We start from the raw sequence: 26,470 nt of genomic DNA on the forward strand, positions 1-26,470 counted from the left end.
AGCCGGTTATTGTTCCCGCGGCGTTCGGGAAGGTTTCCCATCCCGCCCGCACCCAAGGGCCTAGGGCTTTTGTCTGATAGACGGGCGGGGGCGGTCGGGCGCATGGTCTGTCCCATGATGCGCCACGGCCTGATCCTTGCCTTCGTCCTGGGCCTGACCGCCCTGCCCGCGGCCGCCCAGGCGCCCGAACCGGGCCGCGCGACCTGGTTCGGCCTGCATTTCATCGACACATCGACCGAGGGCCAGATCAACGGCATCCGCGCCGACGAGACCGCCCGCATCGCCGCCACCGAGGCCTTCATCGCCGAGGACCTGGCCGCGCGGGGCTTCGTGCTGACCGCCCCGCCGCCCGAGGCCGTAGCCCGCATCCGCAACCCCGTCCATTCCAACGGCGCCGATGCCCGCATCGCGCGCAAGATGGGCAGCGACTATGTCATCGCGGGCGAGGTCCAGAAGGTGTCGAATCTGATCCAGTCGATCAACCTGCATCTGCGCGATGCCGAGACCGGCCGCACCCTGCGCGCCGGATCGGTCGAAATCCGCGGCAACACCGACGAGGCGTTCCGCCGCGGCTACGGCTATCTGCTGAGAAACGTGATCTTTCGGGAGGAACGGAAGGAATGAGGACAGGAAGGCTGCTGGCCGGGGCCGTCGCGGCGGCGATGGCCATGACCGGGGCCGCATGGGCGCATGGCCCGTCGCGGCTGAAGACCGAGATGACGGTGCTGCTGGATGCCACCCCCGCCGAGGTCTGGGAGGCGATCGGCCGCTTCGACGACATGGGCTGGCACCCCGCCATCGCCGAGACGCGGATGGTCCCCGAAGGCGCGCCCGCCGACCAGCCCGAGGAATCGACCCGGCTGCTGGTCCTGGGATCGGGCGGCGAGATCACCGAGACGCTGACCCGCATCGACCCCGAGGGGATGCAGTATCGCTACATGATCACCCAGGTCGATCCGGCGGTGCTGCCGGTGACGAACTATTCCTCGACGCTGCAGGTCAGCAACCGGGACGGCCGGGCCGAGGTGCTGTGGCGCGCGGGCTATTACCGGGGTTTCCCGAACAACGATCCCCCCGCCGACCAGAATGACGACGCCGCCACCGCCGCGGTCGAGGGCGTCTATCAGGCGGGCATGGACGCCCTGGCCGAGCGTTTCGGCCGGGTCGACTGATCCCGATCAGGGGTTCTGCTTTCAGGGGGTCAGGGGCACCAGATCGCCCCCGGCCTCCTGCCAGGCCTCGGTGCCGCCGGGGAACCACAGGACCGGGGCAAAGCCCCATTCCACGGCGCGGCGCGCGGCATTCCAGCTCATCCAGCAATCGGCGCGGCAGAAGATCACCAGCGGGCGGTCGGGATCGTCTGCCTGCGCGCGGGTCAGGCCGTCGCGCAGGCGCGCCTCCTCGGGCGGGGACAAGGCCTGGTATCCGGTATCCCACAGCCAGACCGCGCCGGGAATCGACAGATGCGCGGGCTCGTTCCAGATCGTGTCGGGGGGCAGGCCCTCGGGGCGGGCCTTGCGGGGCAGCACGTCCAGAAAGGCCGCGCCATCCGCATGCAGGGCCAGCGCGCCCGCGGTATCGATGACCTGCGCCCCGGCCAGGGTGTCGGGGACCGGGGCGCGATAGGGTTCGCCCCGGTATCCGTCGGGTTCGGGGACGGGCTGGCCCGCGGCAAGGCCGGGGGCCAGTGCCAGGATCAGTCCAGCAAGGCCCGCCCGTAATCGTCGACCAAGGGCACCCCGGCCTCGCGCAGGATCTGGTTGATCTCGTCCTGATTGCGCCGGATCAGGCTGTTCAGCTGACGCTTCCATTCCTGTTCCTCCATCCGCACGCCCATGGTGATGCGATAGAACAGCCGCGGGCCGGATTCCTCGTGCAGCAGGGCGGTGAACTGCAGGTCGGGATCGTCCTTGATTCGCGGCCCCGCCAAGGGCCCCCACATCACCGCGGCGCCCAGAGTGCCGTCGCGCACCCCCTCCAGCAGGTCGCCCATCGGATCCTCGACCCGGCGGTCGACGAACAGGTCCGCCCCCCGCATCCGCGCGGCCAAGCCCGCCCGGGCCAGATGGCTGGCGGGCGGCGTGCCCGCGACCACGCCGATGTCGTGATCGCGCAGCGCGGCGTCGGTCAGCCGGTCGACATCGGCCAGCGGCCCGTCACGCCGCGTCACCAGCCCATAGACCGAGGTGTAGTAATGGTTGGTGTTCTGCACCAGCTCGTCGCCTTGGGCATAGCCCATCACGACATCGCAGGTCCCCGCCCGCAGCGTGCGGGTGATGAAGCCCATGCCCGACGGAAACCAGGTATAGCTCACCGGCAGATCCAGCAATTCGCCGAAGTAATCGGCCAGGCGGTTCTCGAACCCCGTATCCTCGCGGGTGGTCATGGGGGCGTTGGCGGGATCGGCGCAGACGCGGAACTGGGTCGTCGACCGCAGATCCGCCACCTGGGCCGCCCCGGCGGATGGCAGGGCCAGCGCACCGGCCAGAAGGCCGGCGGCAAGGCGGGCAATGCGGGCCATCAGCTGCTCATGCAGGCATCTTCCTGCGCGGTGTATTCATCGGGTTTGTCGGCGCGTTGAGCCGGGCGACCGCGGCCGATCGTATCCGTGCCATGGGCCAGCAGATAGACATAGATGTCGTCGATGTAACACCACACATTCTTGTTCGTGCCGAAGGCGGGCATGACCGAATTGGTCCCCTGCTTGCCCGAGGCCACGACCTGCATGAAGTCGTAGTAATCCATCCGCAGCACGGAATTCTTCAGCGCGGGGGCATAGGTCGACCCTTCGCCGTCCGGGCCGTGGCAGACATGGCATTCCGCGTGATAGCGGCGAAAGCCGTTGAAGGTCGCGAAATCGACAACGCCGTCCTCGACGTTGAAGGTCGGGATGCCCTCGTCATTGCGCCAGCGGCCGTCCTCCATCTCGACCGGGGTGATGTCATGGCCGCTCGGCATGACGGTGTTGCCTTGGGCCAGTTCGACCGGCTCCTCCTCGGGCATGGCATCGGCGGGGGCCGCATCGGTCCCCGAGACGGCGGCGGCGGCACCCGCGCCTGCCTCGGCGGGCGGTGCCTCGGCCTGGGCCAGCGCCATGCCGGCCAGGGATGCACCAAGGACCAGCGCGGTCAGGCCGGTGATCGCTTTCATGTTGGATATCCTCCCAATTGACTGCCTGCTCTCCTCAGACAGAACCGCCCCAGTCTATCCCTGGGGCGGCCCTTTCACAGATCAAGTTCGCGCGTGCGGAACCTAAGTATGAGGTCTCAGCCCGGCAGTTCGAAGACCGTCAGCTGGCCGCCCAGTTCGGTATAGTCGCTGAGGGCTGCATAGCCGCCCACGGCACCCAGACCGTCATTGGGGTTGGTCAGACCGGCCGCCAGGCCGATGCCCGCCCATCCGCCGACACCCGACAGGACCGCGATGTACTGCTTGCCGTCATGTTCGTAGGTCATCGTGTTGCCGATGATGCCCGAGGGGGTCTTGAAGCTGTAGAGCTCCTCGCCCGTCTCGGCGTCGACGGCCTTCAGGAAGCCTTCCAGCGTGCCGTAGAAGACCACGTCGCCCGCGGTGGCCAAGGCGCCCGACCAGACCGAAAACTGTTCGGGCAGGGACCACTTGATCTCGCCCTCGACGGCGTCCCAGGCGATGAAGTTGCCCATGCCGCCATGGCTGTCGGGGGCCGGATACATCGACAGGGTCGCGCCGACATAGGGCTGGCCCGCGGTATAGGCGACGCGGAAGGGTTCGTAATCCATGCAGACATGGTTGGTCGGCACATAGAACAGGCCGGTCTTGGGCGAATAGGCCGCCGGCTGCTGGTCCTTGGTGCCCAGCGCCGCCGGGCAGACGCCGGTGGTGTTCACGTCCTCGCCGTTCTGGGCGGTCGAGTATTCCGCCACGACCATCGGGCGGCCATAGGTGTCGGAATCGGGGTCCATGTCGACCTCGGTCGCCCAGTTCACCGCCGGGTCGAACTTTTCGGCGACCAGCAGCTCGCCCGTTTCGCGATCCAGCGTGTAGGCAAAGCCGTTGCGGTCGAAGTTGACCAGCAGCTTGCGTTCCTCGCCGTCGATCTCCTTGTCGACCAGAATGTTCTCGTTGACGCCGTCATAGTCCCATTCGTCATGGGGCGTCTTCTGATAGAACCATTTCGCCTCGCCGGTGTCGGCGTCGCGGGCCATGATGGTCATCGACCAGCGGTTGTCGCCCGGACGCTGGCTGGGGTTCCAGGTCGAGGGGTTGCCGGTGCCGTAATAGACCAGGTTCAGGTCCGGGTCATAGCTGAACCAGCCCCAGGTCGTGCCGCCGCCGATCTTCCACTGATCGCCTTCCCAGCTGTTGAGCGAGCTGTCCGCGCCCACCGGCTGGCCCAGATGCATGGTGGTTTCGGGGTTCACCAGCATCTCGTCGTCGGGGCCGGTGGAATAGGCCTTCCAGGCCTCGGATCCGTCAGACAGGTTATAGGCGGTGATGCGGCCGCGCACGCCGTATTCGCCGCCCGACACGCCGACCAGGACCTTGTCGCCCACGGGCATCACGGTCGCGGTGTTCGTCTCGCCGATGGCGGGATCGCCGGTCTGGACGGACCATTTCTCCTCGCCGGTCATGGCGTCCAGGGCGACCAGGGTCGTGTCGGCCTGGTGGCTGATGATCATGCCGTCGGCATAGGCCACGCCGCGATAGACGGTGTCGCAGCACATGACCGCGATCACCTCGGGGTCCTGCTGGGGGGTGTGGCGCCAGACGATCTTGCCGTTATCCGACAGATCCAGCGCGAAGATGTTGTTGGGGAAGGGCGTGTGGACATACATCATGTCGCCCACCACCAGCGGGCCGCCCTCGTGCCCGCGCAAGACGCCGGTCGAGAAGGTCCAGGCCACGCGCAGGTCGCCCACGTTCTCGCGGGTGATCTGGTCCAGCTCGGAATAGCGGGTATTGGCATAGTCGCCGGTCTGGATCGCCCATTGTTCGGGCTTGCCGGTTTCGGTCAGGACGCTTTCATTCGCCAGCGCCGCCCCGCCGGTCAGAAGCAGCGCGATCGCCGCGCTGTTCAGAAGATATTTCATTGAAGTGCTCCTCCGCTGCCTGGATCATGGGCCGCGGGTTCCTCCTCCGGCGGCCGTCCATGGGGCAGTCTTGGGGGCGCATGGGGTTGCGTCAATCGACGCCCCTGCCATTTGCCCCTAAAGTCTGATGGTCAAATGGCAGCGGCGCCGGGAATGTTCGGCAAGCCCGTCAGACCAGCCGTTCGGCATGCCAGAAGACGTGGTCGGCCATCAGGCTCTGCACGAAGAAATAGCTGTGGTCATGGCCCGCATGCATGCGGAACTGGCCCGGCTGGCGGCGGGCGGTCATGGCATGGGCCAGTGCCTCGGGGCGCAGCAGGTCCAGGAACTGGTCGGCGGCGCCCTGGTCGATCAGCACCTCGCCCGGAAAGCCCCGTTCGGTCATCAGCAGGGTGGCGTCATGGGCGCGCCAGGCCTGGGCGTCGTCGCCCAGATAGGCGGTGAACTGCTTGCGGCCCCAATCCGATTCCGTCGGATTGGCGATGGGCGCAAAGGCCGACACGGTGCGGTAGCGGTCGGGATGGGTCATCGCGATGGTCAGCGCGCCATGCCCGCCCATGGAATGGCCGGTGATTCCCATCGCATCGCCATCGACCGCGAAATTGTCGCAGACCAGCGCGGGCAGCTCCTCGACAACATAATCCCACATGCGGAAATGCGGCTTCCACGGGTCCTGCGTCGCGTTGACATAGAAACCCGCGCCCTGGCCCAGGTCATAGGCCTCGTCATTGGCCACGCCCTCGCCGCGGGGCGAGGTGTCGGGAAAGACCATGGCGATGCCGGCCTCGTCGCACCATTGCTGGGCGGCGGCCTTGGTCATCGCGTTCTCATGCGTGCAGGTCAGGCCCGACAGGTACCACAGCACCGGCACCGGGCCGTGCAGCGCCATCTCGGGCAGGTAGACCGCGAAGGTCATGTCGGTGCCGGTCGCCTGCGACTTGTGGCGATAGACGCCTTGGGTGCCGCCGAAGCTGCGGGTCTCGGACAGGGTCTCAAGGCTCATTCGTCTCTCCCTTCAGGGTGTGGAACATGACCAGCGCGTCGACCGGCCCAAGCTGGGGATGACGAAACGCGCCCGGCAGCCGCCCGACAACAGAAAATCCTGCCTTCTGCCACAAATGGACGGCATCGGCATTGGTCGAGACGACGAAGTTGAACTGCATCGCCGCGAAACCGTGGCCCAGGGCCCAGGTCTTGGCATGATCGACCAAGGCCCGTGCCACCCCGCGCCCGCGCATCTGCGGATCGGTCGCGAAGGAGGCGTTGGCCACATGCGATCCGCCGGCGGGGCGGTTCTCGCCCACATGGCTGGTGCCCACGACGCGGCAGTCAACCTCGGCCACGAAGACGGTGAAGGGCCGGGCGAACCAGTCCTCCAGCGCCTCGTCGCGGGTGATGTCGCGCGGGATGCAGTAGGTCTGCCCCGCGCGATAGACGGGGTGCAGGATCGACCAGATCGCGTCGCCATCCCCCGCCGTGGCCGGGCGGATCGTCACACCGCCCGCTGCGGTCATTTCAGGTCGTCCACGCTGCGGATCACCTGACCCAGCAGCCCGTAATCCAGCGCCTCCTGGGTGTTCAGCCAGAAGTCGCGATGGGTGTCCTTCTCGATCCGCTCGACCGACTGGCCGGTCGCATCGGCAAAGATCTGGTTCAGGCGGTCGCGCATCAGGCGGACCTGTTCGGCCTGGATCATCATGTCCGACGACGTGCCGCCGATCCCGCCCGAGGGCTGGTGGATCAGGAAGCGCGTGTTGGGCAGGCAGTAGCGGTTTTCCTTTTTCGCCGCGACGAAGATCAGCGCGCCGGCCGAGGCCACCCAGCCCGAGCCGATGGTGCGCACGGTCGGACGGATGAACTTGATCACGTCATGGATCATGTCGCCCGATTCCACATGCCCGCCGGGGGACGAGATCAGCATATTGATGGGCCGGTCGCTGTCCTCGGCCAAGGCCAGCAGATGGGCCACGGTGCGCTGCGCCAGCTTGTCGTTGATGGCGCCCGCCACGATGACGGTGCGCGACTTGAAGTACAGCTTGCCGATCTTGTCGCCTTCGGGAAGGCCCAGGCCGCCATCCTTGTCGCCCTTGGGCTGGCGGTCGTCGTCTTCCTCGTGATCGTCGTCGTCGTCCAGCCACTGGTGGCGCATGGGCCTGCTCCTTCGTTCATTCTTATGGCGACGGCGGGGCACGCGGGCCCCGCCGTTCTTTTACCTAAGCAGCCGTGAAGGATCAGTAAAGGACGACCGAGCGGATGGATTCGCCGTGATGCATCAGGTCGAAGCCCTTGTTGATGTCCTCCAGCGGCATGGTGTGGGTGATCATGGGGTCGATCTCGATCTTGCCGTCCATGTACCAGTCCACGATCTTGGGCACATCGGTCCGGCCCCGCGCGCCGCCGAAGGCTGTGCCCTTCCAGACGCGGCCGGTGACCAGCTGGAACGGGCGGGTGCTGATCTCGGCCCCTGCGGCCGCCACGCCGATGATGACCGACACGCCCCAGCCCCGATGCGTGCATTCCAGCGCGTCGCGCATGACCTTGGTGCTGCCGGTGGCGTCGAAGCTGTAATCCGCGCCACCGATCTGGTCGAAGGGGGTCTTGGTCATCTCGACGATGTGGTTGACGATGCTGCCGTCGATCTCCTTGGGGTTGACGAAATGGGTCATGCCGAAGCGTTCGGCCATCTCCTTCTTGTCGTTGTTCAGATCGACGCCGATGATCATGTCGGCCCCTGCCAAGCGCAGGCCCTGGATCACGTTCAGCCCGATTCCCCCCAGGCCGAAGACGACGGCCTTGGCGCCGATCTCGACCTTGGCGGTGTTGATGACCGCGCCGATGCCGGTGGTGACGCCGCAGCCGATATAGCAGATCTTGTCGAAAGGCGCGTCCTCGCGGACCTTGGCAACCGCGATTTCCGGCAGGACCGTGTGGTTGGCGAAGGTCGAACAGCCCATGTAGTGATAGATCGGCGTGCCATCCAGCATGCTGAAGCGGGTCGTGCCGTCGGGCATCAGGCCCTTGCCTTGGGTCGCGCGGATCTTGGTGCAGAGGTTCGTCTTGCCCGACAGGCAGGACGCGCATTCGCGGCATTCGGGGGTATAGAGCGGGATGACATGGTCGCCCGGCTTGACCGAGGTCACGCCCTCGCCCACCTCCAGCACGATGCCCGCGCCCTCATGGCCCAGGATGGCGGGAAAGATGCCTTCCGGGTCGTCGCCCGATCGGGTGAATTCGTCGGTATGGCAGATGCCGGTGGCCTTGATCTCGATCAGGACCTCGCCGGCCTTGGGGCCCTCCAGGTTGACCTCCATCACTTCCAGCGGTTTGCCGGCCTCGAGGGCCACTGCGGCACGGGTTCTCATATGGTCTTCTCCTTCTGCCTTCCGGCATGCTGGTCAGGGCGAAGGGGCCGGAATGCGGCCCCTTTGGGGGTTTGTTCCAGCCGGGCGGGCCCGGCGTCAAGCGGGCAGCGCACCCGAGCGTCGGACCAGATGGGTCGCGATGGCGTCCATCAGGGCCGGTGACAGGGCATCATAGGGTTCCAGCCCCAGCTCGCGCAGGCGCGACCGGATGCCGTCCATCCGCGACGGATCCACGCCGCCTTCGATGGCCGAGCTGACGAAGGCCGCGAATTCGGGCGGCGACCAGCCCTGGTCCGTCGACAGTTCGGTATGGACGAAATCCAGCCCGTAGAAGGGATGGTCCTTGTCGTCGATGCGGCCATACATATGGACCCCGCAGCGGCGGCAGCGATGGCGGCGGATGGCGGCACCGGGATCCACGACCTCCAGCAGGTCCTGGCCGTCGATGACCCGGATCGCGTCGCGCGGCACCACCGCGACCAGCGAAAAGGCCGCGCCGGGCGGTTTCCAGCATCGGGTACAGCCGCAGACATGGTTATGCGCGGTCTGGGCGCCCACATGGACGCGCACCGGGTCGGCGGGGCAGTGACAGCTGAGCACGCCGCCCGAAAAGCCCGGCCGGGCCTTGGGGACGCCGTGATCGACGGCGGGGTGGATAGGCACGCCTTGGGTGCTGGTCATCATCCTCTCCCTCGGCTGACCGGGCGATCACCAAGGTCGCCGCTGCGGGGATGATGGGCAAGTCAGCGGAAGGTTGTAGCAGCCCGGCCGCGGCCGGGCTGGATCGGGGTCGCGCCCGCGGGCGTTCAGGATGCCGGGGTCGAGGAGACGCCCACCTTGGCCGGGCGCAGCAGCCGGTCATGCAGGCGGAAGCCGTTATCCATCACCTGGATGACATTGCCGGCCACGGTGCCGGGCACGGGGGCCTCGAACATGGCCTCGTGGATGGCGGGGTCGAACTTCTCGCCCGGTTCGGGGCGGATGATGGTGATGCCGTGCTTGGTGAAGACGTTGGACAGCTCGCGCAGGGTCAGCTCGACCCCCTCGATCAGGGCCGAGGCGCCGGCGCGCTGTTCGTCGGTGGCCGCGTCCAGCGCGCGGGTCAGCGCGTCATGGACCGGCAGCAGGTCGCGGGCCAAGCGCGATCCGCCATATTGCTCGGCGTCGCGGCGGTCCTTGTCGGCGCGCTTGCGCGAGTTCTCGGCATCCGCCAGGGCGCGCATCCACTTGTCGCGCAATTCGTCCCGTTCGGCCGAAACCCGGGCCAGTTCGTCATCGTCCTGCGCCAGCGGGTCTTCCATGAACTGGTCCTGTTGCGGTTCGTTCTGATCGGTCATCCTGTTTCATCCTTTCCGGCCGGACAGCACCCGGCCGACCAGCTGGGCGGTGTAATCGACGATCGGCACGATCCGGCCGTAATTCAGCCGGGTCGGACCGATGACACCCACCGCCCCCACTATCTTACGGTCGGCATTCATATAGGGGGAAACCACCAGAGCGGAACCCGAAAGTGAAAAAAGCTTGTTTTCGGAGCCGATGAAGATGCGCACCCCCTCGCCGCGTTCGGTCAGTTCCAGGAATTCCACGATGTCGCGCTTGCGTTCCAGATCGTCGAAGAGGATGCGGATGCGGTCCAGATCCGCGACCTCGCTGTCCAGCAGATGCGACCGGCCCCGCACGATCAGGCGCGGATCGGTCGCCTCGGCCCCCCATTGCGCCAGGCCCGATTCGACCAGCGCGGCCGCCAGCACGTCCAGCTCGCGCCGCCGGGCGCTGATCTGATGGGCCAGATGGCTGCGCAGTTCGGCCAGGGTGCGGCCCTCGGCCATGGCATTGAGGAAATTGCCCGCCTCGCGCATCGAGGAGGGCGTCTGGCCCGGCGGAGGGGTGAAGATGCGGTTCTCGACATGGCCGTCGGCGAAGACCAGCACGACCAGGGCGCGGTCCGCGCCCAGGCTGACGAATTCGATATGGCGGATGGGCGCCTCGTGCTTGGGCATCAGCACCAGCGAGGCGCCCCGGGTGATCGACGACAGCGCCGTGCTGACCCGGTCCAGCAGCACGCCCGTCTCGGGGTCGTCATTGCCCAATGTCTGGTCGATGGCGGCGCGGTCGCCGGCGGTCAGGGAATCGACCTCCATCATGCCGTCGACGAAGAGCCGCAGCCCCAGCTGCGAGGGCAGCCGCCCCGCGCTGACATGGGGGCTGTCCAGCAGGCCCATGAATTCCAGGTCCTGCATCACGTTGCGGATGGTCGCGGCGCTGACCTTTTCCGACAGCGCCCGCGTCAGGGTGCGCGAGCCCACCGGCTCGCCCGTTTCCAGATAGGATTCGACGACCCGGCGAAACACCTCGCGGGACCGGTCGTTCAGCTCGTTCAGCAGCGATTCCTGGGTCATGGCCCCTGTCTTGTGACCCCGCTTGGGGTTGCGTGAGGCTGCCCTCGGGCGGTATGGGGCAGCTGTCTTCTCGAAAAAGGAATAGTCATGCGCCCTTCTGGCCGGAATCTAGCCCAAATGCGCCCGATTTCAATCGAAACCGGGGTGATGCGGCATGCCGAGGGGTCCTGTCTGATCCGCTGCGGCGACACGCATGTCCTGTGCACCGCCACGATCGAGGACAATCCGCCGCGCTTTCTGAAGGGCACCGGACTGGGCTGGGTCACCGCGGAATACGGCATGCTGCCCCGTGCGACCCACAGCCGCAACCGCCGCGAGGCGGCCCAGGGCAAGCAATCGGGCCGCACCCAGGAGATCCAGCGCCTGATCGGGCGCAGCCTGCGCGCGGGCATCGACCGCAGCGCCTTGGGCGAGCGCCAGATCAGCATCGATTGCGACGTGATCCAGGCCGATGGCGGGACGCGCTGCGCCTCGATCACCGGGGGCTGGGTCGCGCTGCGCCTGGCGGTGAACAAGCTGCTGAAGGCGGGCGCGATCGCCAGCGACCCGATCATCGACCATGTGGCCGCGGTCAGCTGCGGCATCTATGCCGGCCAGCCGCTGCTGGACCTGGACTATGCCGAGGACAGCGAGGCGGGCGTGGACGGGAACTTCATCCTGACCGGCGCGGGCCGGCTGATCGAGGTGCAGATGTCGGCCGAGGGGGCCACATTCTCGCGCGAGGAGATGGACCGGCTGCTGGACCTAGCGCAGGCGGGCATGGCCGACCTGGTCGCCGCGCAGAAGGCGGCCCTGGCATGAGGCGCTTTGCCGAGACGCGGATGCTGGTGGCCACGCACAATGCCGGCAAGCTGGAGGAGATGCGCGCCCTGCTGGAGCCCTATGGGGTCGAGGTGGTCGGCGCGGCGCAGATGGACCTGCCCGAGCCCGAGGAGACCGAGACCACCTTTGCCGGCAATGCCCGCATCAAGGCGCGCGCGGCGATGGAGGCGACGGGGCTGGCCGTGCTGGCCGATGACAGCGGCATCTGCATCGACGCGCTGGACGGCGCGCCGGGCGTGCAGACCGCCGATTGGGCCGAGACCGGGCAAGGCCGCGATTTCGCCATGGCCATGCAGCGCAGCCATGATGCCATCGCCGCGACCGGCGCCCCTGCCCCGCATCACGCCCAGTTCCGCTGCACGCTGGTGCTGATGTGGCCGGACGGGCATGACGAGATCTTCGAGGGCGTGCTGCCCGGCCAGGTCGTCTGGCCGCCGCGCGGCGCGCAGGGCCATGGCTATGACCCGATCTTCATGCCCGACGGCCATGACCGCACCATGGGCGAGATGAGCACCGAGACCAAGAACAGCCTCAGCCATCGCGCCCTGGCGGTGCGGCGGATGATCGAGGCCTGCTTCGATCCCGCGCGCTGATGGAGGATTGGCGCGCAGGGGGCTTTGGGCTCTATGTCCATTGGCCGTTCTGCGCGGCCAAATGCCCCTATTGCGACTTCAACAGCCATGTGACCGCCCATGTGGACCAGGCGCGATGGGCCCGGGCGCTGAGCGCCGAGATCGCGCGGCTGGCCGCCCAGACCCCGGGGCGGCATCTGGGCAGCATCTTCTTCGGGGGCGGAACGCCGTCGCTGATGCTGCCCGAGACGGTCGATGCGGTCATCACCGCGGCGCGGGCCGGGTGGGGCTTTGCCAATGACATCGAGATCTCGCTGGAGGCCAATCCGACCAGCGTGGAGAAGACCCGATTTGAGGGCTATGCGCAGGCGGGGGTGACGCGCCTGTCAATGGGCATCCAGGCGCTGAACGACGCGGATCTGCGGCGGCTTGGGCGGATGCATTCGGCGGCCGAGGCGCGGGCTGCCTTCGACGTGGCGCGCGGCTGTTTCGGGCGGGTCAGCTTCGATCTGATCTATGCCCGGCAGGGGCAGGACCGCGCGTCCTGGCGGCGCGAGCTGTCCGAGGCGCTGTCTATGGCGGTCGATCACCTGTCGCTTTATCAGCTGACGATCGAGCCGGGGACGGCCTTTGGCGCCCGGGCCGAGGCGGGCAAGCTGCGCGACCTGCCCGATGACGATCTGTCGGCGGACATGTATCACGACACGCAGGAGATCTGCGAGGCGGCGGGGATGCCGGGATACGAGGTGTCGAACCACGCCCCCGCGGGATCCGAGAGCCGTCACAACCTGGTCTATTGGCGGCAGGGCGATTGGGCCGCGGTGGGGCCCGGTGCGCATGGGCGGCTGACGTTGGACGGGGGCCGGGTGGCCACCGAGGCGCTGCGCCAGCCCGGGGCCTGGCTGGATGCGGTCGAGCGGACGGGAACGGGCGAGCTGCCGCGCGAGTTGATCCCGGCGGGCGAACAGGCCACCGAATACCTGCTGATGTCGCTGCGCCTGGCCGAGGGGTTGGACATCGACCGCTATGACCGGCTGGCCCCCCGGCCCCTGAACCGGGACCGCCTGCGGGCCTTGGAGGCAATGGGGATGGTCGAGGTCACCGGGGGCCGCGTCGCCACCACACGCGAGGGGCGGCCGGTTCTGAACGCGGTGCTGAGGGAATTGGCTGACTGATATGATGCGACACTTCTGGCTGGGGATCGGATGGCTCTTTGTGGGTCTGGGGGTCATCGGCATCGCCCTGCCCGTCATGCCGACCGTGCCCTTTCTGCTGGTGGCGGCATGGGCCTTTGCCCGGTCGTCGCCCGCGCTGCGGCAGCGGATCCTGGATCACCCGACCTATGGCCCGTCCGTCCGCGCATGGCAGGAACGCGGCGCCGTGGGACGGCTGGCCAAGCTGTGGGCCATATCGGCGATGACCGTGGGCGTCGCGATTTCCTGGTTCGCAGGGATGCCGCATTGGGTCGTGGCGACGCAGGGGGGGATCTGCGCCGTGGTGGCCTTGTATTTGGCGACGCGGCCTGAACGATAGGTATGAGCTACCCCGTGAAATTCGATCACTGACAGAAGCTACACTCCAGACCCATTGATTTCAGGCTGTCGGCGTGGTTCCGGCTCTTCAAAATGGCCCCGATCGATCAGCAACCTTTTCTGGCGGACCGAGGCGCAAATGGAGCGCCTGAAGCCCATCCTGCCCGAGAGCCGTGGTAAGCCGCGTATTGATGATCATCGCGTTCTCATCGACATGATCGTTATCACTTGCACTGGGTTGCGCAGGTGCGACGCGCCAAAGGAATACGGTCCCGCTAGGCTCCAGACTCATTAAGTTTCACAGCCAGAACAAGACGGTTGCGGCGAGCATGATCGCTGAGAAGAACGTTTCCGGGCAGCGGTCATAACGGGTTGCGACGCGCCTCCAGTCCTTCAGACGTCCGAACATGATTTCGATGCGGTTACGCCTTTTGTAACGCCGCTTGTCGTATTTGACGGCCTTCTTGCGGGACCTCCGTCCGGGGATGCAAACCTTTATCCCCTTGTCTTTCAAAGCGTCTCTGAACCAGTCAGCGTCGTAGCCCCTGTCGGCCAGAGGCCACTCAGCCTTCGGCAGGCTGCCCAGCAGCGCCGCCGCGCCGGTGTAATCGCTAACCTGGCCGGCCGACATGAAGAACCCGATCGGCCGCCCCTTCGCATCGGCGACAGCGTGCAACTTGGTGTTCATACCGCCTTTGGTGCGCCCGATCTGGCGCCCGCGCCCCCCTTTTTCACCCCAAGGCTCGAGGCCGTGCGGTGTGCCGTGAGATAGGTCGCGTCATTCATGATCGTCTTGTGCTCGGCGCTCTCGGCGGCAAGGCCGACCATGATCCGGGCAAAAACCCCGTTATCGCTCCAGCGCTTCCAGCGGTTGTAGAGGGTTTTGGCCGGGCCGTATTCCTTCGGCGCGTCACACCACCGCAACCCATTACGATTGATGAAAATTATGCCGCTGAGGACGCGACGATCATCGACCCGGGGCTTGCCATGGCTCTTGGGAAAGAACGGTTTCAGACGCTCCATTTGGGCGTCGCTCAGCCAGTAAAGATTACTCATCGATCAGGTCTCCTTGAGGAGCCTGAATCATGCAAAGACCGTAAGATCAATGGGTCTGGAGCCTAAGGCGCTTGGCACAAGGGCCCCGATCATGGTCGAAGCCCGTGCAAACGCCCGCTGGTCGCTGGAATTCGTGCATGATCAGTTCGCCTGCGGACGGCGGTTCCGGGTGCTGAATGTGGTGGATGACGTCACGCGCGAGTGCCTCGCCGCGATCCCCGACACTTCGATCTCGGGGCGCCGCGTAGCCCGGGAACTGACGGCGTTGATCGAACGGCGTGGGAAACCCGGGATGATCGTCTCCGATAACGGGACGGAACTGACCTCGAATGCGGTCTTGAAGTGGTGCGCTGAGACCAAGATCGAGTGGCACTCCACCGCGCCGGGAAAGCCGATGCAGAATGGGTTCGTCGAGAGTTTCGACGGCCGGATGCCGGACGAATTTCTGAACGAGACGCTGTTACGCAACCTCGCCCATGCCCGTGATCTGCTGGCGGCCTGGCTCACCGATTACAACACCGCGCGGCCGCATTCCGCGCTTGGCTACCAGACCCCCGCAGGCTTTGCCCTCCATCTGACCACCGCAATCGCCCGACCCGCTGCACGCGATGAAAGTTCCGCGCGCCGGGCGATTGTTCAACTCGCGCCAACAGGCCTAAATGACCTCCAGGCTCGGGTCTTGGCTCGATGAAAGACCAGTGGCAGGTCAGCACGTCAAGCTCGGTGAGCTGGCAGTGGCCAACTCTTTTTTGGAAAGAAAGCTCAGGCCTGGGGCTGGAGGTGAGGCGCGGTATGTTCGAACACGACCATCCTGACCTATCGATCAGTCAGCAGTGTGCGCTGCTACAGGTCCCGCGGACGTCGTTCGATTATGCCCCACAGGGACAGACAAGGCAGAACCTTGCGCTGATGCGGTTGATCGATGTGCACTTCCTGGTCACACCGTTCTTAGACGTTCAAAAGATGACGTGGCACCTGCGCAACGATGGACATGCAGTGAACGAGAAGCTTATCCGACGGCTCATGGGCCTGCTGGGCGTTCGTCGGGAGAACGGTCCCCCGGACCGTTTTCTGACCCTCCTCACTGCCGATCCATCAGAAGCCCAACACCAGTAGGCCGGCGAAAGGTCACAAAACCTACCCCTATTTGTTGCGAGGACTGCGTTTTGACCGACCAAACTAGGTCTGGCGCGTTGACACCACCTATCTGCCAATGCGACGGGGCCTTTTGTACCTTGCCGCGATCATGGGCTGGCACATCCGGATGTATCGAGCGTGGCGGATTTCCAACACGCTGGATGCCGACTTCTGCGTCGAGGCGCTGAGTAAGGCCATCTATCGGTTCTGGCCACCTGACATCATGAGCAGCGATCAGGGATCGCAGTTCAACTCATTTGCATGGACAGACCGCTTGCATCGCTCGGGCGGGCGCATATCGATGGACGGGAAGGGTCGCTACTTGGAAAACATCTACATCGAGCGGCTTATGCGCACCCTTGAATACGAATGCGTCTATCTACACGCTTGAGAGACCGGATCTCAAGCCCGCGCGGGTCCTCGGACGTGGATAGAGTTCCATAATCATTGCCGCCTACACAGGGCCGTTGCCGGCAAACCACCCGCGGTGGTCTGCTCCCTGCGCATCGAAGAGACGCAACCCGATCAGTAGAAACAGATCAAAGCTTAAAAAGCGCCAGATCCGGTCTAAATGAAGGGAAGCATCTCCGTAGTATAAGAGGCACCTTGTACCACTACATCTTGATCAGCTACCGCAAAGGATCTGACAAAGACGATCCAGCTGGTTCAGGTCGCGATAGGTAATGACCATTTGACCACCATCCTGTCGTGCGTGGTTAATCTGGACACGCATTTTGAGCTGGGCGGACAGATCGCCCTCCAAGGCGCGGGTGTCGGCATCCTTTTCCGGGGCGCCGCGCATGGGTTTGGCAGCGGATTCGGTCTGGCCCAGTTTGCGGACCATCTCCTCGGTCTCGCGTACGGAAAGGCCCTTTTCGGCAACCTTGCGGGCCAATTGGGCGGCATTCGGGGCGGTGATAAGGGCGCGGGCATGGCCGGCGCTGATCTTGCCGTCCTTGACCATGTCCTGCACGCCGTCGGGCAGGTTCAGCAGGCGCAGCAGGTTGGCGATATGGCTGCGGCTCTTGTTCAGGGCCTCGGCCAGGCGTTCTTGGGTGTGGCCGAACTTGTCCATCAGCTGGCGGTAGGAGGCGGCCTCCTCGATGGCGTTCAGGTCGGCGCGCTGGATGTTCTCGATGATCGCGACTTCGAGGACCTCGGTATCCGACATCTGGCGGATGATGACCGGGACCTCGTGCAGCTGGGCCATCTGGGCGGCCCGCCAGCGGCGTTCACCGGCGACGATCTGGTAGAGGCCTTCGTCCCGCGGATGCGGACGGACGATCAGCGGCTGGAGGATGCCGCGCTGCGAGAGCGAGGCGGCCAGTTCCTGCAACGCATCGGGGTCGAAGCTGCGGCGCGGCTGGTCGGGATTTGCGGTGATCTGTTCGATGGGCAGGACCTGGCGGTCTTTGGCATTAGGCGATCCGGTGGTTTCGGTCACATCCATATCGGCCATCAGCGCGGAGAGACCGCGACCCAGACCCCGCTTGGCGGCCTTTGCTTCAGACATCACACGGTCTCCGGGCTGAGCTTTAGTTTTTCCGCGAATTCACGGGCGAAGTTCCGATAGGCGGCGCTGCCCTTGGATGCCGGATCGTAAGCGAGGACGGGCTGGGCATGCGAAGGGGCCTCGGACACGCGGACATTGCGGGGGATAACCGTGGTATAGACGAGGTCCTTGAGGGTCGCGCGGACATCGGCCTCGACCTGTTGGGCAAGGTTGTTGCGGTAATCCGACATGGTGACAAGCACGCCGCTGATGCGAAGGTCGGGATTGGCGCCTTGCCGGACCTGCCGGATTGTCGAGAGCAGTTGGGACAGACCCTCCAAGGCGTAGAATTCCGCCTGCAGGGGAACGAGAACGCTGGTCGCGGCGACCATTGCGTTGACGGTCAACAGGCCGAGTGCCGGGGGGCAGTCGATCAGGATGATCGTGCCAGGTTCGGCGCGTTCCGTCTGTTTGCGTAGAAGACTCGTGCGGTCGGCGACATCCGAAAGGTCGACATCCGCCGAGGCCAGGTCCGAGGTCGAGGGGACGATCCGAAGTCCGGGGATATCGGTTATGGCCGCCGCCGAGATCAGGTCTGTATCGCCGGTAAGGAGGTCATAAACGGTCTGGTCGCGTTGATCAGGCGCAATTCCAAGCCCGGTCGAGGCGTTTCCCTGTGGGTCGAGGTCGATGATGATCACGCTGTGGCCCATCTCGGCCAAGGCTGCACCCAGATTGACGGCGGTAGTGGTCTTGCCGACCCCACCCTTCTGATTGGCGACCGCGATGATGTGGTTAGGCATGCCGTAATCCATGGATCTTGAGGATCCCGGCTTCGGGATCGGTAATGCTGGGTATCACATCCAGATTGAAGAACCAACTGCGTTGCGCCTCGTCGACCTCGGTTTGCCAGCTTCGGCCCTTCATCAACCAGGCGGTGCCATCGGGGTGGAGGTGGCGGTGAACGAAGCCGAGGAGCTTGGGAAGGGGCGCCAGTGCGCGGGCAGAGATGTGGTGCGCCGCCGACGGTTGTGCGTCTTCGATCCTGGCGGTCTGGACGGTGGTCTGTGATAGGTTGAGTTCGCGAATGACGGTTCGGAGGAAGACGGCTTTTCGTTGGTCGCTTTCCATCATGATTGTCGGGGAGCCTGCTGATTGCCGATTGATGGCGATGATGATCCCGGGAAGCCCACCGCCAGAGCCGAGATCAAGCCAGGCTCCGGTTTGCGTTGCTGCGAGGGAAGCGAGCTGCGTGCAATCGTGTATGTGACGCGACCTGAGGAAATTCAAGGCATCGCGAGAGACCAAGTTGATCTTTGGATTCCACTTTTCAATCAGGGCGACGTAAGCATCCAAGCGTTCGATTGTTTCACGTGAAACACCATCATCGGCCGTCATGAGGCAGCTTTCGTGTGATAGAGGAGGCGCGTCAACGCCGCCGGTGTCATGCCGTCGATCGCCGCGGCATGTGCCAGCGTCGTCGGCCTGGTTTCGGCGAGCTTGCGCGAGAGTTCGTTCGAAAGCCCGCCGATTGATGCGTAATCGAGATCTACAGGAAGTGCGGCGGATTCGTTCTGCTTCAGCGCCGCCGCATCGGCCTCCTGACGGCGGGTATACTGGCTATAAAGCGCGTCAATAGAAACGCGTTCAACGGCAACGGGGTCCAGGTCCTGAACGCCGGGCATATCATACAGCAACTTCGAGTCTATCGTGCCTTGAGCGCCCAAAAGATCATAGAGCGACCGTTGGCGTCCATCCTGCCTGACAGAGACGCCGAGTCGCTGAAGCTCTGTCGGCGTGAACACAGTCTCTCGCAGCACATGTTCTGCCGCGGCGTATCGGGCCCGTGATGCATCGAAAGTAGCCTCGCGCGAAGGGGAAACGCACCCGGCGGCAATGCCGACAGGCGTCAGGCGCGTGTCGGCGTTGTCGGCGCGAAGGGTGAGCCGGAACTCGGCTCGAGATGTGAACATTCGATAGGGCTCTGAAACGCCGCGGGAAATGAGGTCATCGACCATGACGCCGATGTAGCTGTCTGCCCGGCTGAAATGAATTGGCTGCCCGCCAGATGCCCGTCTTGCGGCATTGATGCCAGCGACCAGACCCTGGGCGGCAGCTTCTTCGTATCCCGTTGTTCCGTTGATCTGCCCTGCAAGGTATAGTCCCTCGGTCGATTTCACCGACAAGCCCGCATCTAACGCGCGGGGATCAATGTAGTCATATTCGACCGCATAGCCTGGTTGAACAATCCGGGCGTTCTCCATCCCTGCCATCGTCTGGACATAGGCCAATTGCACGTCCTCGGGCAAAGACGTGGATATGCCGTTGGGATAAACGAGGTCCGAGTTCAATCCCTCCGGCTCAAGAAAAACCTGATGCGACGCTTTGTCGGCAAACCGGACGACCTTGTCTTCGATCGACGGGCAGTATCGTGGGCCGCGGCCAGTGATCGTCCCTCCGTACATGGCCGATCTTTCCAGATTGTCGGTGATGATCTGATGGGTCCGTTCGTTGGTATGCGTGATCGCGCAGGAGATCTGCGGCAGCATCGGCGCCGAGTTCAGATACGAGAAAACGGTCGGCACCTCATCACCCGGCTGTTTCTCCAAATCGTCCCAGGCAATCGAATCCATCGCGATGCGCGGAGGCGTCCCCGTCTTCAGCCGTCCCAATGGCAACCCCAGAGACAATAGCGACGCAGCGAGACCGGTAGCGGACCGTCCTCCCCAACGGCCGGCGGGCCGGCTGACATCCCCGATATGGATCACCCCGTTCAGGAAGGTGCCTGTCGTGATGATGGTCGCTGCAGCTCGGATCTCGGTTCCGTCCTCCAAGACGACGCCGGACACCGCCCTTTCAGTTCTGATCAACCGTTCCACTGCTGAGTAGATGACCTCAATACCATAGTCATTGATTACAACATCCTGCGCATTCCGCCGATACTCCGCGCGATCCATCTGCGCTCTCGGCCCCTGAACGGCCGGTCCTTTTTTGCGGTTCAGAAGCCGGAACTGAATTCCCGACGCATCTGCAATCCGGCCCATTACGCCATCCAAGGCATCGATTTCGCGAACCAGATGCCCCTTCCCCAACCCGCCAATTGCCGGATTACAGGACAAACTGCCGATATCATTCTCATCCAACGTAACCAACACGACCGAAGCACCCATACGCGATGCCGCGCAAGCAGCCTCGACACCGGCATGTCCTCCGCCGACAACGACCACGTCGCATTGTTTCACGTGAAACATGTCCTATTTCCCAATGCAGAAAGATGAGAAGATGACGTCAAGATAATCCTCCGAACCGACTTTTCCAATAAGCCGATCCAAACTGAATCCCGCTGCTCTGATCCGCTCCGCCACGATCTCGACCGGCAAGGCCTCGAGACCAACCAACGCATCGGCCGCCGTCGCCAACTCGTAACGCTGCCGTTCGTGACTGATCACACCGGCCTCCATCGTCCGCGACGACACGATGTCTGCAACGCGCCGCAGCAACTCCTCGATCCCCTCCCCTAAGACCGTCGACACGGCCAATTCCGATCCCAGGCCCGGCGCACGATCCGCTTGGCTCCGAACGACAATATCCCCGTCGACATAGAGCCCTGCAACCGCCTCCCCTGCCGTCGACAGGTGGATCCTAAGGTCTGCCTCCTCGGCCCGCGTCAGCGCCCGCGAAATCCCGATCGCCTCCACTTCGTCGCCGGCTTCATGGATCCCGGCCGTATCCAGAAACACCACAGGCAAACCGTTCAGATCATAGCGCAGCTCGATCACATCCCGCGTCGTCCCGGCAATCGATGAGACGATGGCCAGATCCCGCCGCGCCAAAGCATTCAAAAGGCTGCTTTTTCCCGCATTCGGCGGCCCGATGATCGCGACCTCGAAGCCGAGCCGGACCCGTTCCGCCGCGCGAAACCCCGCAAGCTCGCGCTCCAGTTCGGCCTTCAAAGCCGCCGTCAGATCGAACACCTTGGACGGAATCTCCTCCGGCACATCCTCATCCGCGAAATCGACGCTGACCTCGACCAAGGCCCCCGCCTCGACCAGCATCGCACGCCAGGCGCCGGCCTTCTGGCCCAACTCACCTCGCGCCGTCCGCAGCGCCAGCTTGCGCTGCGCCTCGGTCTCGGCCGCCAGCAAATCGCCCAGACCCTCGATCTCCGCGAGGCCCATCCGCCCGTTCAGGAATGACCGCCGCGTGAACTCCCCCGCCACGGCAGGACGCGCGCCCAGCCCCGACAGGATCTCGGAGACCCGCCGCACGATGATCGGCGCACCATGCAGATGCAGCTCGGCGACCTCTTCGCCGGTAAAGCTCGCCCCGGCCTCGAACCAGATCGCCAGGACCTGATCGATCACCTCGCCCTCATGCGCCAGATCGCGGAAATAGGCATGCCGCGCCCGGGCCATCGGCCCGACCAGCCGTTCGGCCACGACCCGCGCATCCGTCCCGCTCAGGCGAATGACCGAAACGCCCCCCCGCCCTGGCGGGGTGGCTTCGGCAAAGATCAGTTCCATGCGACCTCCGTCAGGCGTTCATCGAATCGAAGAACTCGGAATTGCTCTTGGTCTGCTTCAGTTTCGAGATCAGGAACTCGACCGCATCGGTCGTGCCCATCGGGTTCAGGATCCGCCGCAGCAGATAGGTCTTCTGCAGGTCCTTGCTGTCGACCAGCAGCTCTTCCTTCCGCGTGCCGGATTTCAGGATGTCCATGGCCGGGAAGACGCGCTTGTCGGCGACCTTGCGGTCCAGCACGATCTCGCTGTTGCCGGTGCCCTTGAACTCCTCGAAGATTACCTCGTCCATGCGCGACCCGGTATCGATCAGCGCGGTGGCGATGATGGTCAGGCTGCCGCCTTCCTCGATATTGCGCGCCGCGCCGAAGAACCGCTTGGGCCGCTGCAACGCGTTCGCATCCACGCCACCCGTCAGAACCTTGCCCGAGCTCGGCACGACGGTGTTGAAGGCCCTACCAAGTCTTGTGATCGAATCAAGCAGGATCACAACATCTCGCTTATGCTCGACCAAGCGCTTGGCCTTCTCGATCACCATCTCGGACACGGCGACGTGCCGGCTGGCGGGCTCGTCGAAGGTCGATGACACGACCTCGCCGCGCACGCTGCGCTGCATGTCGGTCACCTCCTCCGGGCGCTCGTCGATCAGCAGGACGATCAGATAGCATTCCGGATGGTTCTTCTCGATCGAATGGGCGATGTTCTGCAGCAGAACCGTCTTGCCGGTCCGCGGCGGCGCCACGATCAGCGACCGCTGGCCCTTGCCGATCGGCGCGACCAGGTCGATGATCCGGGCGCTGCGGTCGCGGATGGTCGGATCCTCGATCTCCATCTTCAGCCGCTCGTCGGGATAAAGCGGCGTCAGGTTGTCGAAGGCCACCTTGTGGCGCGCCTTCTCGGGATCCTCGAAATTGATCTTCTCGACCTTGGTCAGCGCGAAATAGCGCTCGTTCTCGCCCGGCGCGCGGATGACCCCGTCGACCGTGTCGCCGGTGCGCAGCGAATGCTGGCGGATCATGTCCGGGCTGACATAGATGTCGTCGGGACCGGGCAGATAGTTCGCCTCGGTCGACCGCAGGAAGCCGAATCCGTCCTGCACGACCTCCAGCACGCCGCCGCCGCCGATCTCCCAGCCCTCCTCGGCATGCTCCTTCAGGATCGAGAACATCATCTCGCCCTTGCGCATGGTCGAGGCGTTCTCGATCTCCCATTCCTCCGCCATGGACAGCAGGTCGGCGGGGCTCTTGGCCTTCAGGTCGGACAGGTTCAGGCGGTCTTCGGTCATATCAGGGCATACTTTCGGCCGCACGGGGATCGGGGCACGGAAAAACGGGTGTCGATGGGAATCCCGCGCCGGACGGCCGGGGTTGGGGCCGCAGATACGCCCCGACCCGCCGGGAGTCAATCTTTTCGATCAGAACTTGACGATCACGGCGCTGACGATGGCCACCATCAGCAGGGTCGGCACCTCATTGGCCATGCGATAGCTGCGCCCCGCCCGACCGCCCCCTGCGGCCAGCTGGCGCCGCTCGCGCGCGCACCACATGTGAAAGGCGCTCATGCCGATCACCCCGCCCGCCTTGACCCAGGGCCAGACCATCGCCCAGGACACGATCCCCGGCGTCATGACCAGCAGCAGCCCGCTGATCCAGGTGGCGATCATCGCCGGGTTCATGATCAGCCGCAGCAGCTTCTGTTCCATGATGACGAAGCTGGCCACCGGCTCGGCCGATCCGGCGCGCCGTTCCGAGTGATAGACGAACAGCCTGGGCAGGTAGAACAGACCCGCCATCCACGAGATCACGGCCATCACGTGAAACGCCTTCACGTAGGGATAGATCAGGGGCAGCCAGTCGGTCATCGCGCAAACCTTTCGTCCTCTCCCTCTTAATAAGAAAGAATGAAGAAAGGAATGTAGTTGAAGTAGGGCCTGTGGATACCGGAATCTGGAACCGGCCCCCCGATTCCCCCACTGGAATCGAGCTTGTGGACAATGATGTGCGAAAACCGCAACGCATCGAAAAAAACCTGTCCTGTCAATGAAATGATATGTGGATAACTTTGCGGATAATGATCGGGGTCATGGATTATCCACATCTGGACAGATTTTCCGCCCCCGCTTGTCCACCTGTGGATGACCGCATGTCGTTTCCGCTTCGTTCCAGGCATGGATTCACAGCCTTCAGGGCTTGACGCGCCTTGTCACCAAGGCCCGCACCGATTCCCCCCGCCACTTGTCCACAGGGGTCGCGGGGGGTGGATGGGTCATGGGGGCTTTCGTCCGGGCCGTTCCCTGCCTAATCTGTGATGAACGCCCCCAGCCAAGATCGCCCGATGTCCGACGACCTGCCGCCTGCCCAGATCCATCATGCCCCGCTGGCGGGGGTGATCGGCATGCCCATTACCCATTCCCGGTCGCCGCGCCTGCATGGCTACTGGCTGGACCGTTACGGGCTGGCGGGCCATTACGTCCCGATCCCCGTCATGCCAGAACACCTGGCCGAGGTTCTGCGCAACATGCCCCGGATGGGCTTCGTCGGCGCCAATGTCACCATCCCCCATAAGGAGGCCGTGCTGACCCTGGCCGACACGGTCACCGACCGCGCGGCGCTGATCGGGGCGGCCAACACGCTGATCTTCCGCCCCGACGGCAAGATCCATGCCGACAATACCGACGGCTACGGCTTCATCGCCAATCTGCGCCAGAACGCCCCCGACTGGCAGCCCGATCGCGGCCCGGCGGCGGTGATCGGCGCGGGGGGCGCCGCGCGGGCGGTGGTCGCATCGCTGCTGGACAGCGGCGTGCGCGAGCTGCGCATCACCAACCGCACCCGGCTGCGCGCCGAACAGATCAAGGCCGAATTCGGCGCGCGGCTGGTCGTCTATGACTGGGCGCAGGTCGGCAACATGCTGGACGGGGCCGCGACCGTGGTGAACGCGACATCGCTCGGGATGCAGGGGAAACAGCCGCTGCGCGTCCCGATGGATGCGCTGTCCCCTGATGCCTTGGTCACCGACCTGGTCTATACCCCCCTGATGACCCCCTTCCTGACCGAGGCCCAGGCCCGCGGCTGCCGCATCGTCGACGGGTTGGGCATGCTGCTGCACCAGGCCGCGCCGGGCTTCGAACGCTGGTTCGGCCACCGGCCCGAGGTCGATGACGACACCCGCAGGATCGCGCTGGAATGACCTTCCGCCTTGGACTGACCGGCAGCATCGGCATGGGGAAATCCACGACCGCGCGGCTCTTTGCGGATCATGGCCATCCGGTCTGGGACGCGGATTCGGCGGTGCATCGCCTCTATGCGCCGGGCGGGGCGGCGGTCGGGCCGGTCGCGGCGCTGTTTCCGGCGGCGCTGGTCGGCGGGGGAATCGACCGCGCCGCGCTCAAGACCGCCATCGCCGCCGATCCCCATGCCCTGTCGCGGCTGGAATCCGTCGTCCATCCCTTGGTCGCGGCCGATCGCGCTGATTTCCTGGCGCGTCATGATGACGCGGCGCTGGTCGTGCTGGACATCCCCCTGCTGTTCGAGGGCGGCCGCCCCGAGGGGCTGGACGGGGTCGCCGTCGTCTCCACCGACGCGGCCACGCAGCGCGCCCGCGTGATGGCCCGTCCCGGCATGACCGACGCGACCTTGGCCATGATCCTGGCCCGCCAGATGCCCGATGCCGAAAAGCGCGCCCGTGCCGACTGGATCATCCCGACCGACACGCCCGAAACCGCCGCCGCCGCCGTGGCCCGCATCATCGATGAGGTGACATCCCATGCGTGAGATCGTCCTGGACACCGAAACCACCGGCTTCGAGGCCGAGGGCGGCGACCGCATCGTCGAGATCGGCGCGCTGGAGCTGGTGAACCACCTGCCCACCGGGCGCACCTTCCACGTCTATATCAACCCCGAACGCAGCATGCCCCAAGGCGCCTTCGAGGTGCATGGCCTAGGCGACGACTTCCTGCGCGACAAGCCGAAATTCGCGGCCATCGCCCAAGGATTCCTGGATTTCATCGGCCCGGACGCCAAGCTGGTCATCCACAATGCCAGCTTCGACATGAAATTCCTGAACGCCGAGCTGGCCCGCGCGGGCCACCCGACCCTGCCGTGGTCGCGGGCGCTGGACACGCTGGCCCTCGCGCGCGAGAAATTTCCCGGCTCGCCCTCGTCGGTGGACGCGCTCTGCCGCCGCTTCGGCGTGGACAATTCCGGGCGCGAACTGCACGGCGCGCTGCTGGACAGCGAATTGCTGGCCGAGGTCTATCTGGAACTGATCGGCGGGCGCCAGCCGGACCTGGTCCTGGCCGGCCCCGCGCGGGGCGCGCAGGCGACCGATGCCGCGGGCCAGCCCGCCCGCCGCGCGCCCCGGCCCCGCCCCTGGCCCGCCGCATCACCGAGGACGAGGCCCGCGCCCATGCCGAATTCACCGCCGCCTTGGGCGAGGCCTCGGTCTGGTCGCGTTACGTCACCCCCTGACGCCAGCCTTGCGGATCGGTCGCACGCCCATCATTGTGAC

The 26,470-nt window shown here is 65.1% G+C and carries 28 protein-coding genes and 4 pseudogenes; 13 read left to right on the top strand and 19 right to left on the bottom strand.

Going from position 1 to position 26,470, the window contains the following annotated elements:
* Positions 1 to 114: 114 nt before the first annotated feature.
* Positions 115 to 624 carry a DUF3280 domain-containing protein gene (locus JHW48_RS00100; protein WP_240637829.1) on the top strand — a complete coding sequence of 170 codons (510 nt, stop codon included), beginning with the start codon at positions 115 to 117 and terminating at the stop codon, positions 622 to 624.
* Complete coding sequence (locus tag JHW48_RS00105; RefSeq protein ID WP_119886135.1) at positions 621 to 1,172, top strand: SRPBCC family protein; 552 nt, start codon at positions 621 to 623, stop codon at positions 1,170 to 1,172. The genes JHW48_RS00100 and JHW48_RS00105 overlap by 4 nt, the downstream gene beginning before the upstream one ends.
* Before the next feature lie 21 nt (positions 1,173 to 1,193).
* Here JHW48_RS00105 and JHW48_RS00110 read toward each other — a convergent pair whose 3' ends face one another.
* The 11 genes from JHW48_RS00110 to hrcA all read right to left on the bottom strand — a co-directional run bounded on the left by JHW48_RS00110 (position 1,194) and on the right by hrcA (position 10,830).
* The gene (locus JHW48_RS00110; RefSeq protein WP_119886134.1) at positions 1,194 to 1,811 is read right to left on the bottom strand and encodes a PQQ-dependent catabolism-associated CXXCW motif protein; all 618 of its coding nucleotides are present in this window, start codon (positions 1,809 to 1,811) and stop codon (positions 1,194 to 1,196) included.
* The gene (locus JHW48_RS00115) at positions 1,697 to 2,521 is read right to left on the bottom strand and encodes a quinoprotein dehydrogenase-associated putative ABC transporter substrate-binding protein (protein WP_119886133.1); all 825 of its coding nucleotides are present in this window, start codon (positions 2,519 to 2,521) and stop codon (positions 1,697 to 1,699) included. The genes JHW48_RS00110 and JHW48_RS00115 overlap by 115 nt, the downstream gene beginning before the upstream one ends.
* Positions 2,521 to 3,150, bottom strand: a complete 630-nt coding sequence (locus JHW48_RS00120) for a c-type cytochrome, methanol metabolism-related (RefSeq protein ID WP_272835664.1) — start codon at positions 3,148 to 3,150, stop codon at positions 2,521 to 2,523. Before JHW48_RS00120 ends, JHW48_RS00115 begins: the two co-directional genes overlap by 1 nt.
* Positions 3,151 to 3,266: 116 nt before the next feature.
* A complete protein-coding gene (locus tag JHW48_RS00125; protein WP_119886132.1) occupies positions 3,267 to 5,069 on the bottom strand; it encodes a methanol/ethanol family PQQ-dependent dehydrogenase in 1,803 nt (600 codons plus the stop codon).
* 169 nt (positions 5,070 to 5,238) lie between these two features.
* Entirely contained in the window at positions 5,239 to 6,072 is an 834-nt protein-coding gene (gene fghA / locus JHW48_RS00130) for an S-formylglutathione hydrolase (RefSeq protein ID WP_119886131.1), read from the bottom strand.
* Positions 6,062 to 6,583, bottom strand: coding sequence for a GNAT family N-acetyltransferase (locus JHW48_RS00135; protein ID WP_119886130.1), 522 nt, complete (start codon positions 6,581 to 6,583; stop codon positions 6,062 to 6,064). The genes fghA and JHW48_RS00135 overlap by 11 nt, the downstream gene beginning before the upstream one ends.
* Positions 6,580 to 7,218 (bottom strand): ATP-dependent Clp protease proteolytic subunit, encoded by a 639-nt coding sequence (locus JHW48_RS00140; protein WP_119886129.1) that lies wholly within the window; start codon positions 7,216 to 7,218, stop codon positions 6,580 to 6,582. Before JHW48_RS00140 ends, JHW48_RS00135 begins: the two co-directional genes overlap by 4 nt.
* An 82-nt stretch (positions 7,219 to 7,300) precedes the next feature.
* Complete coding sequence (locus JHW48_RS00145) at positions 7,301 to 8,431, bottom strand: S-(hydroxymethyl)glutathione dehydrogenase/class III alcohol dehydrogenase (protein WP_119886128.1); 1,131 nt, start codon at positions 8,429 to 8,431, stop codon at positions 7,301 to 7,303.
* A 96-nt stretch (positions 8,432 to 8,527) separates the two neighbouring features.
* Positions 8,528 to 9,112, bottom strand: a complete 585-nt coding sequence (gene gfa / locus JHW48_RS00150; RefSeq protein WP_119886127.1) for an S-(hydroxymethyl)glutathione synthase — start codon at positions 9,110 to 9,112, stop codon at positions 8,528 to 8,530.
* A gap of 125 nt (positions 9,113 to 9,237) precedes the next feature.
* On the bottom strand, positions 9,238 to 9,768 hold the full coding sequence (locus tag JHW48_RS00155) for a nucleotide exchange factor GrpE (RefSeq protein ID WP_119886126.1): 531 nt from the start codon (positions 9,766 to 9,768) through the stop codon (positions 9,238 to 9,240).
* Between the two features lie 6 nt (positions 9,769 to 9,774).
* A complete protein-coding gene (gene hrcA, locus JHW48_RS00160) occupies positions 9,775 to 10,830 on the bottom strand; it encodes a heat-inducible transcriptional repressor HrcA (protein WP_119886125.1) in 1,056 nt (351 codons plus the stop codon).
* 87 nt (positions 10,831 to 10,917) lie between these two features.
* Between hrcA and rph the strand changes: the two genes are divergently transcribed.
* From rph to JHW48_RS00185, 5 genes and pseudogenes are all read left to right on the top strand, one after another.
* Complete coding sequence (gene rph, locus JHW48_RS00165) at positions 10,918 to 11,631, top strand: ribonuclease PH (protein ID WP_119886124.1); 714 nt, start codon at positions 10,918 to 10,920, stop codon at positions 11,629 to 11,631.
* On the top strand, positions 11,628 to 12,245 hold the full coding sequence (rdgB, locus tag JHW48_RS00170) for an RdgB/HAM1 family non-canonical purine NTP pyrophosphatase (protein WP_119886123.1): 618 nt from the start codon (positions 11,628 to 11,630) through the stop codon (positions 12,243 to 12,245). Before rph ends, rdgB begins: the two co-directional genes overlap by 4 nt.
* Entirely contained in the window at positions 12,245 to 13,399 is a 1,155-nt protein-coding gene (gene hemW, locus JHW48_RS00175) for a radical SAM family heme chaperone HemW (RefSeq protein ID WP_119886122.1), read from the top strand. The genes rdgB and hemW overlap by 1 nt, the downstream gene beginning before the upstream one ends.
* Before the next feature lie 4 nt (positions 13,400 to 13,403).
* On the top strand, positions 13,404 to 13,757 hold the full coding sequence (locus JHW48_RS00180) for a YbaN family protein (protein WP_119886139.1): 354 nt from the start codon (positions 13,404 to 13,406) through the stop codon (positions 13,755 to 13,757).
* A 105-nt stretch (positions 13,758 to 13,862) separates the two neighbouring features.
* Positions 13,863 to 14,036 (top strand): annotated as a pseudogene (locus tag JHW48_RS00185) (IS5/IS1182 family transposase); the annotation flags it as partial.
* A gap of 18 nt (positions 14,037 to 14,054) precedes the next feature.
* Here the strand turns inward: JHW48_RS00185 and JHW48_RS00190 are convergent.
* A protein-coding gene (locus tag JHW48_RS00190; protein WP_119886121.1) for an IS5-like element ISPaes2 family transposase occupies positions 14,055 to 14,812 on the bottom strand; the annotation gives its coding sequence in 2 pieces (ribosomal slippage) (positions 14,055 to 14,488 and positions 14,488 to 14,812; 759 coding nt in all).
* A 64-nt stretch (positions 14,813 to 14,876) separates the two neighbouring features.
* Here JHW48_RS00190 and JHW48_RS00195 point away from each other — a divergent pair.
* The 3 genes and pseudogenes from JHW48_RS00195 to JHW48_RS00205 all read left to right on the top strand — a co-directional run.
* Positions 14,877 to 15,503: pseudogene (locus JHW48_RS00195) on the top strand (integrase core domain-containing protein); the annotation flags it as partial.
* Entirely contained in the window at positions 15,500 to 15,928 is a 429-nt protein-coding gene (locus tag JHW48_RS00200; RefSeq protein ID WP_170152280.1) for a helix-turn-helix domain-containing protein, read from the top strand. The pseudogene JHW48_RS00195 and the gene JHW48_RS00200, both read left to right, overlap by 4 nt.
* A 79-nt stretch (positions 15,929 to 16,007) precedes the next feature.
* A pseudogene (locus JHW48_RS00205) lies at positions 16,008 to 16,340 on the top strand (DDE-type integrase/transposase/recombinase); the annotation flags it as partial.
* A 234-nt stretch (positions 16,341 to 16,574) separates the two neighbouring features.
* On the opposite strand, the gene JHW48_RS00210 reads toward JHW48_RS00205, so the two are convergent.
* From JHW48_RS00210 to JHW48_RS00240, 7 genes are all read right to left on the bottom strand, one after another.
* On the bottom strand, positions 16,575 to 17,462 hold the full coding sequence (locus JHW48_RS00210; RefSeq protein WP_119886118.1) for a ParB/RepB/Spo0J family partition protein: 888 nt from the start codon (positions 17,460 to 17,462) through the stop codon (positions 16,575 to 16,577).
* Positions 17,462 to 18,256: a ParA family protein gene (locus tag JHW48_RS00215; RefSeq protein ID WP_240637827.1), complete on the bottom strand. Its 795-nt coding sequence runs from the start codon at positions 18,254 to 18,256 to the stop codon at positions 17,462 to 17,464. Before JHW48_RS00215 ends, JHW48_RS00210 begins: the two co-directional genes overlap by 1 nt.
* Complete coding sequence (gene rsmG, locus JHW48_RS00220) at positions 18,237 to 18,839, bottom strand: 16S rRNA (guanine(527)-N(7))-methyltransferase RsmG (protein WP_119886116.1); 603 nt, start codon at positions 18,837 to 18,839, stop codon at positions 18,237 to 18,239. Before rsmG ends, JHW48_RS00215 begins: the two co-directional genes overlap by 20 nt.
* Positions 18,836 to 20,692 carry a tRNA uridine-5-carboxymethylaminomethyl(34) synthesis enzyme MnmG gene (mnmG, locus tag JHW48_RS00225; RefSeq protein WP_205961899.1) on the bottom strand — a complete coding sequence of 619 codons (1,857 nt, stop codon included), beginning with the start codon at positions 20,690 to 20,692 and terminating at the stop codon, positions 18,836 to 18,838. The genes rsmG and mnmG overlap by 4 nt, the downstream gene beginning before the upstream one ends.
* A 3-nt stretch (positions 20,693 to 20,695) precedes the next feature.
* Positions 20,696 to 21,964, bottom strand: coding sequence for a tRNA uridine-5-carboxymethylaminomethyl(34) synthesis GTPase MnmE (gene mnmE, locus JHW48_RS00230; RefSeq protein WP_119886115.1), 1,269 nt, complete (start codon positions 21,962 to 21,964; stop codon positions 20,696 to 20,698).
* A gap of 10 nt (positions 21,965 to 21,974) precedes the next feature.
* Positions 21,975 to 23,246 carry a transcription termination factor Rho gene (gene rho / locus JHW48_RS00235; RefSeq protein WP_119886114.1) on the bottom strand — a complete coding sequence of 424 codons (1,272 nt, stop codon included), beginning with the start codon at positions 23,244 to 23,246 and terminating at the stop codon, positions 21,975 to 21,977.
* 129 nt (positions 23,247 to 23,375) lie between these two features.
* Positions 23,376 to 23,822: a CopD family protein gene (locus JHW48_RS00240; protein WP_119886113.1), complete on the bottom strand. Its 447-nt coding sequence runs from the start codon at positions 23,820 to 23,822 to the stop codon at positions 23,376 to 23,378.
* A gap of 473 nt (positions 23,823 to 24,295) precedes the next feature.
* Between JHW48_RS00240 and JHW48_RS00245 the strand changes: the two genes are divergently transcribed.
* The 3 genes and pseudogenes from JHW48_RS00245 to dnaQ all read left to right on the top strand — a co-directional run bounded on the left by JHW48_RS00245 (position 24,296) and on the right by dnaQ (position 26,430).
* Positions 24,296 to 25,150: a shikimate dehydrogenase gene (locus tag JHW48_RS00245; RefSeq protein WP_119886112.1), complete on the top strand. Its 855-nt coding sequence runs from the start codon at positions 24,296 to 24,298 to the stop codon at positions 25,148 to 25,150.
* Positions 25,147 to 25,734: a dephospho-CoA kinase gene (gene coaE / locus JHW48_RS00250; RefSeq protein WP_119886111.1), complete on the top strand. Its 588-nt coding sequence runs from the start codon at positions 25,147 to 25,149 to the stop codon at positions 25,732 to 25,734. The genes JHW48_RS00245 and coaE overlap by 4 nt, the downstream gene beginning before the upstream one ends.
* Positions 25,727 to 26,430: pseudogene (dnaQ, locus tag JHW48_RS00255) on the top strand (DNA polymerase III subunit epsilon). The gene coaE and the pseudogene dnaQ overlap by 8 nt, the downstream one beginning before the upstream one ends.
* The last annotated feature ends 40 nt before the right edge of the window (positions 26,431 to 26,470 follow it).

This window comes from Paracoccus aestuarii (genome assembly GCF_028553885.1).
Lineage (GTDB): Bacteria > Pseudomonadota > Alphaproteobacteria > Rhodobacterales > Rhodobacteraceae > Paracoccus > Paracoccus aestuarii.

Excerpts from the sequence above, each read along its gene's own strand:
- JHW48_RS00100 (WP_240637829.1), top strand. The coding sequence starts at position 115 with ATGATGCGCCACGGCCTGATCCTTGCCTTCGTCCTGGGCCTGACCGCC.
- JHW48_RS00105 (WP_119886135.1), top strand. The coding sequence starts at position 621 with ATGAGGACAGGAAGGCTGCTGGCCGGGGCCGTCGCGGCGGCGATGGCC.
- JHW48_RS00110 (WP_119886134.1), bottom strand. The coding sequence starts at position 1,811 with ATGGAAGCGTCAGCTGAACAGCCTGATCCGGCGCAATCAGGACGAGAT.
- JHW48_RS00115 (WP_119886133.1), bottom strand. The coding sequence starts at position 2,521 with ATGGCCCGCATTGCCCGCCTTGCCGCCGGCCTTCTGGCCGGTGCGCTG.
- JHW48_RS00120 (WP_272835664.1), bottom strand. The coding sequence starts at position 3,150 with ATGAAAGCGATCACCGGCCTGACCGCGCTGGTCCTTGGTGCATCCCTG.
- JHW48_RS00125 (WP_119886132.1), bottom strand. The coding sequence starts at position 5,069 with ATGAAATATCTTCTGAACAGCGCGGCGATCGCGCTGCTTCTGACCGGC.
- fghA (WP_119886131.1), bottom strand. The coding sequence starts at position 6,072 with ATGAGCCTTGAGACCCTGTCCGAGACCCGCAGCTTCGGCGGCACCCAA.
- JHW48_RS00135 (WP_119886130.1), bottom strand. The coding sequence starts at position 6,583 with ATGACCGCAGCGGGCGGTGTGACGATCCGCCCGGCCACGGCGGGGGAT.
- JHW48_RS00140 (WP_119886129.1), bottom strand. The coding sequence starts at position 7,218 with ATGCGCCACCAGTGGCTGGACGACGACGACGATCACGAGGAAGACGAC.
- JHW48_RS00145 (WP_119886128.1), bottom strand. The coding sequence starts at position 8,431 with ATGAGAACCCGTGCCGCAGTGGCCCTCGAGGCCGGCAAACCGCTGGAA.
- gfa (WP_119886127.1), bottom strand. The coding sequence starts at position 9,112 with ATGACCAGCACCCAAGGCGTGCCTATCCACCCCGCCGTCGATCACGGC.
- JHW48_RS00155 (WP_119886126.1), bottom strand. The coding sequence starts at position 9,768 with ATGACCGATCAGAACGAACCGCAACAGGACCAGTTCATGGAAGACCCG.
- hrcA (WP_119886125.1), bottom strand. The coding sequence starts at position 10,830 with ATGACCCAGGAATCGCTGCTGAACGAGCTGAACGACCGGTCCCGCGAG.
- rph (WP_119886124.1), top strand. The coding sequence starts at position 10,918 with ATGCGCCCTTCTGGCCGGAATCTAGCCCAAATGCGCCCGATTTCAATC.
- rdgB (WP_119886123.1), top strand. The coding sequence starts at position 11,628 with ATGAGGCGCTTTGCCGAGACGCGGATGCTGGTGGCCACGCACAATGCC.
- hemW (WP_119886122.1), top strand. The coding sequence starts at position 12,245 with ATGGAGGATTGGCGCGCAGGGGGCTTTGGGCTCTATGTCCATTGGCCG.
- JHW48_RS00180 (WP_119886139.1), top strand. The coding sequence starts at position 13,404 with ATGCGACACTTCTGGCTGGGGATCGGATGGCTCTTTGTGGGTCTGGGG.
- JHW48_RS00200 (WP_170152280.1), top strand. The coding sequence starts at position 15,500 with ATGAAAGACCAGTGGCAGGTCAGCACGTCAAGCTCGGTGAGCTGGCAG.
- JHW48_RS00210 (WP_119886118.1), bottom strand. The coding sequence starts at position 17,462 with ATGTCTGAAGCAAAGGCCGCCAAGCGGGGTCTGGGTCGCGGTCTCTCC.
- JHW48_RS00215 (WP_240637827.1), bottom strand. The coding sequence starts at position 18,256 with ATGGATTACGGCATGCCTAACCACATCATCGCGGTCGCCAATCAGAAG.
- rsmG (WP_119886116.1), bottom strand. The coding sequence starts at position 18,839 with ATGACGGCCGATGATGGTGTTTCACGTGAAACAATCGAACGCTTGGAT.
- mnmG (WP_205961899.1), bottom strand. The coding sequence starts at position 20,692 with ATGTTTCACGTGAAACAATGCGACGTGGTCGTTGTCGGCGGAGGACAT.
- mnmE (WP_119886115.1), bottom strand. The coding sequence starts at position 21,964 with ATGGAACTGATCTTTGCCGAAGCCACCCCGCCAGGGCGGGGGGGCGTT.
- rho (WP_119886114.1), bottom strand. The coding sequence starts at position 23,246 with ATGACCGAAGACCGCCTGAACCTGTCCGACCTGAAGGCCAAGAGCCCC.
- JHW48_RS00240 (WP_119886113.1), bottom strand. The coding sequence starts at position 23,822 with ATGACCGACTGGCTGCCCCTGATCTATCCCTACGTGAAGGCGTTTCAC.
- JHW48_RS00245 (WP_119886112.1), top strand. The coding sequence starts at position 24,296 with ATGTCCGACGACCTGCCGCCTGCCCAGATCCATCATGCCCCGCTGGCG.
- coaE (WP_119886111.1), top strand. The coding sequence starts at position 25,147 with ATGACCTTCCGCCTTGGACTGACCGGCAGCATCGGCATGGGGAAATCC.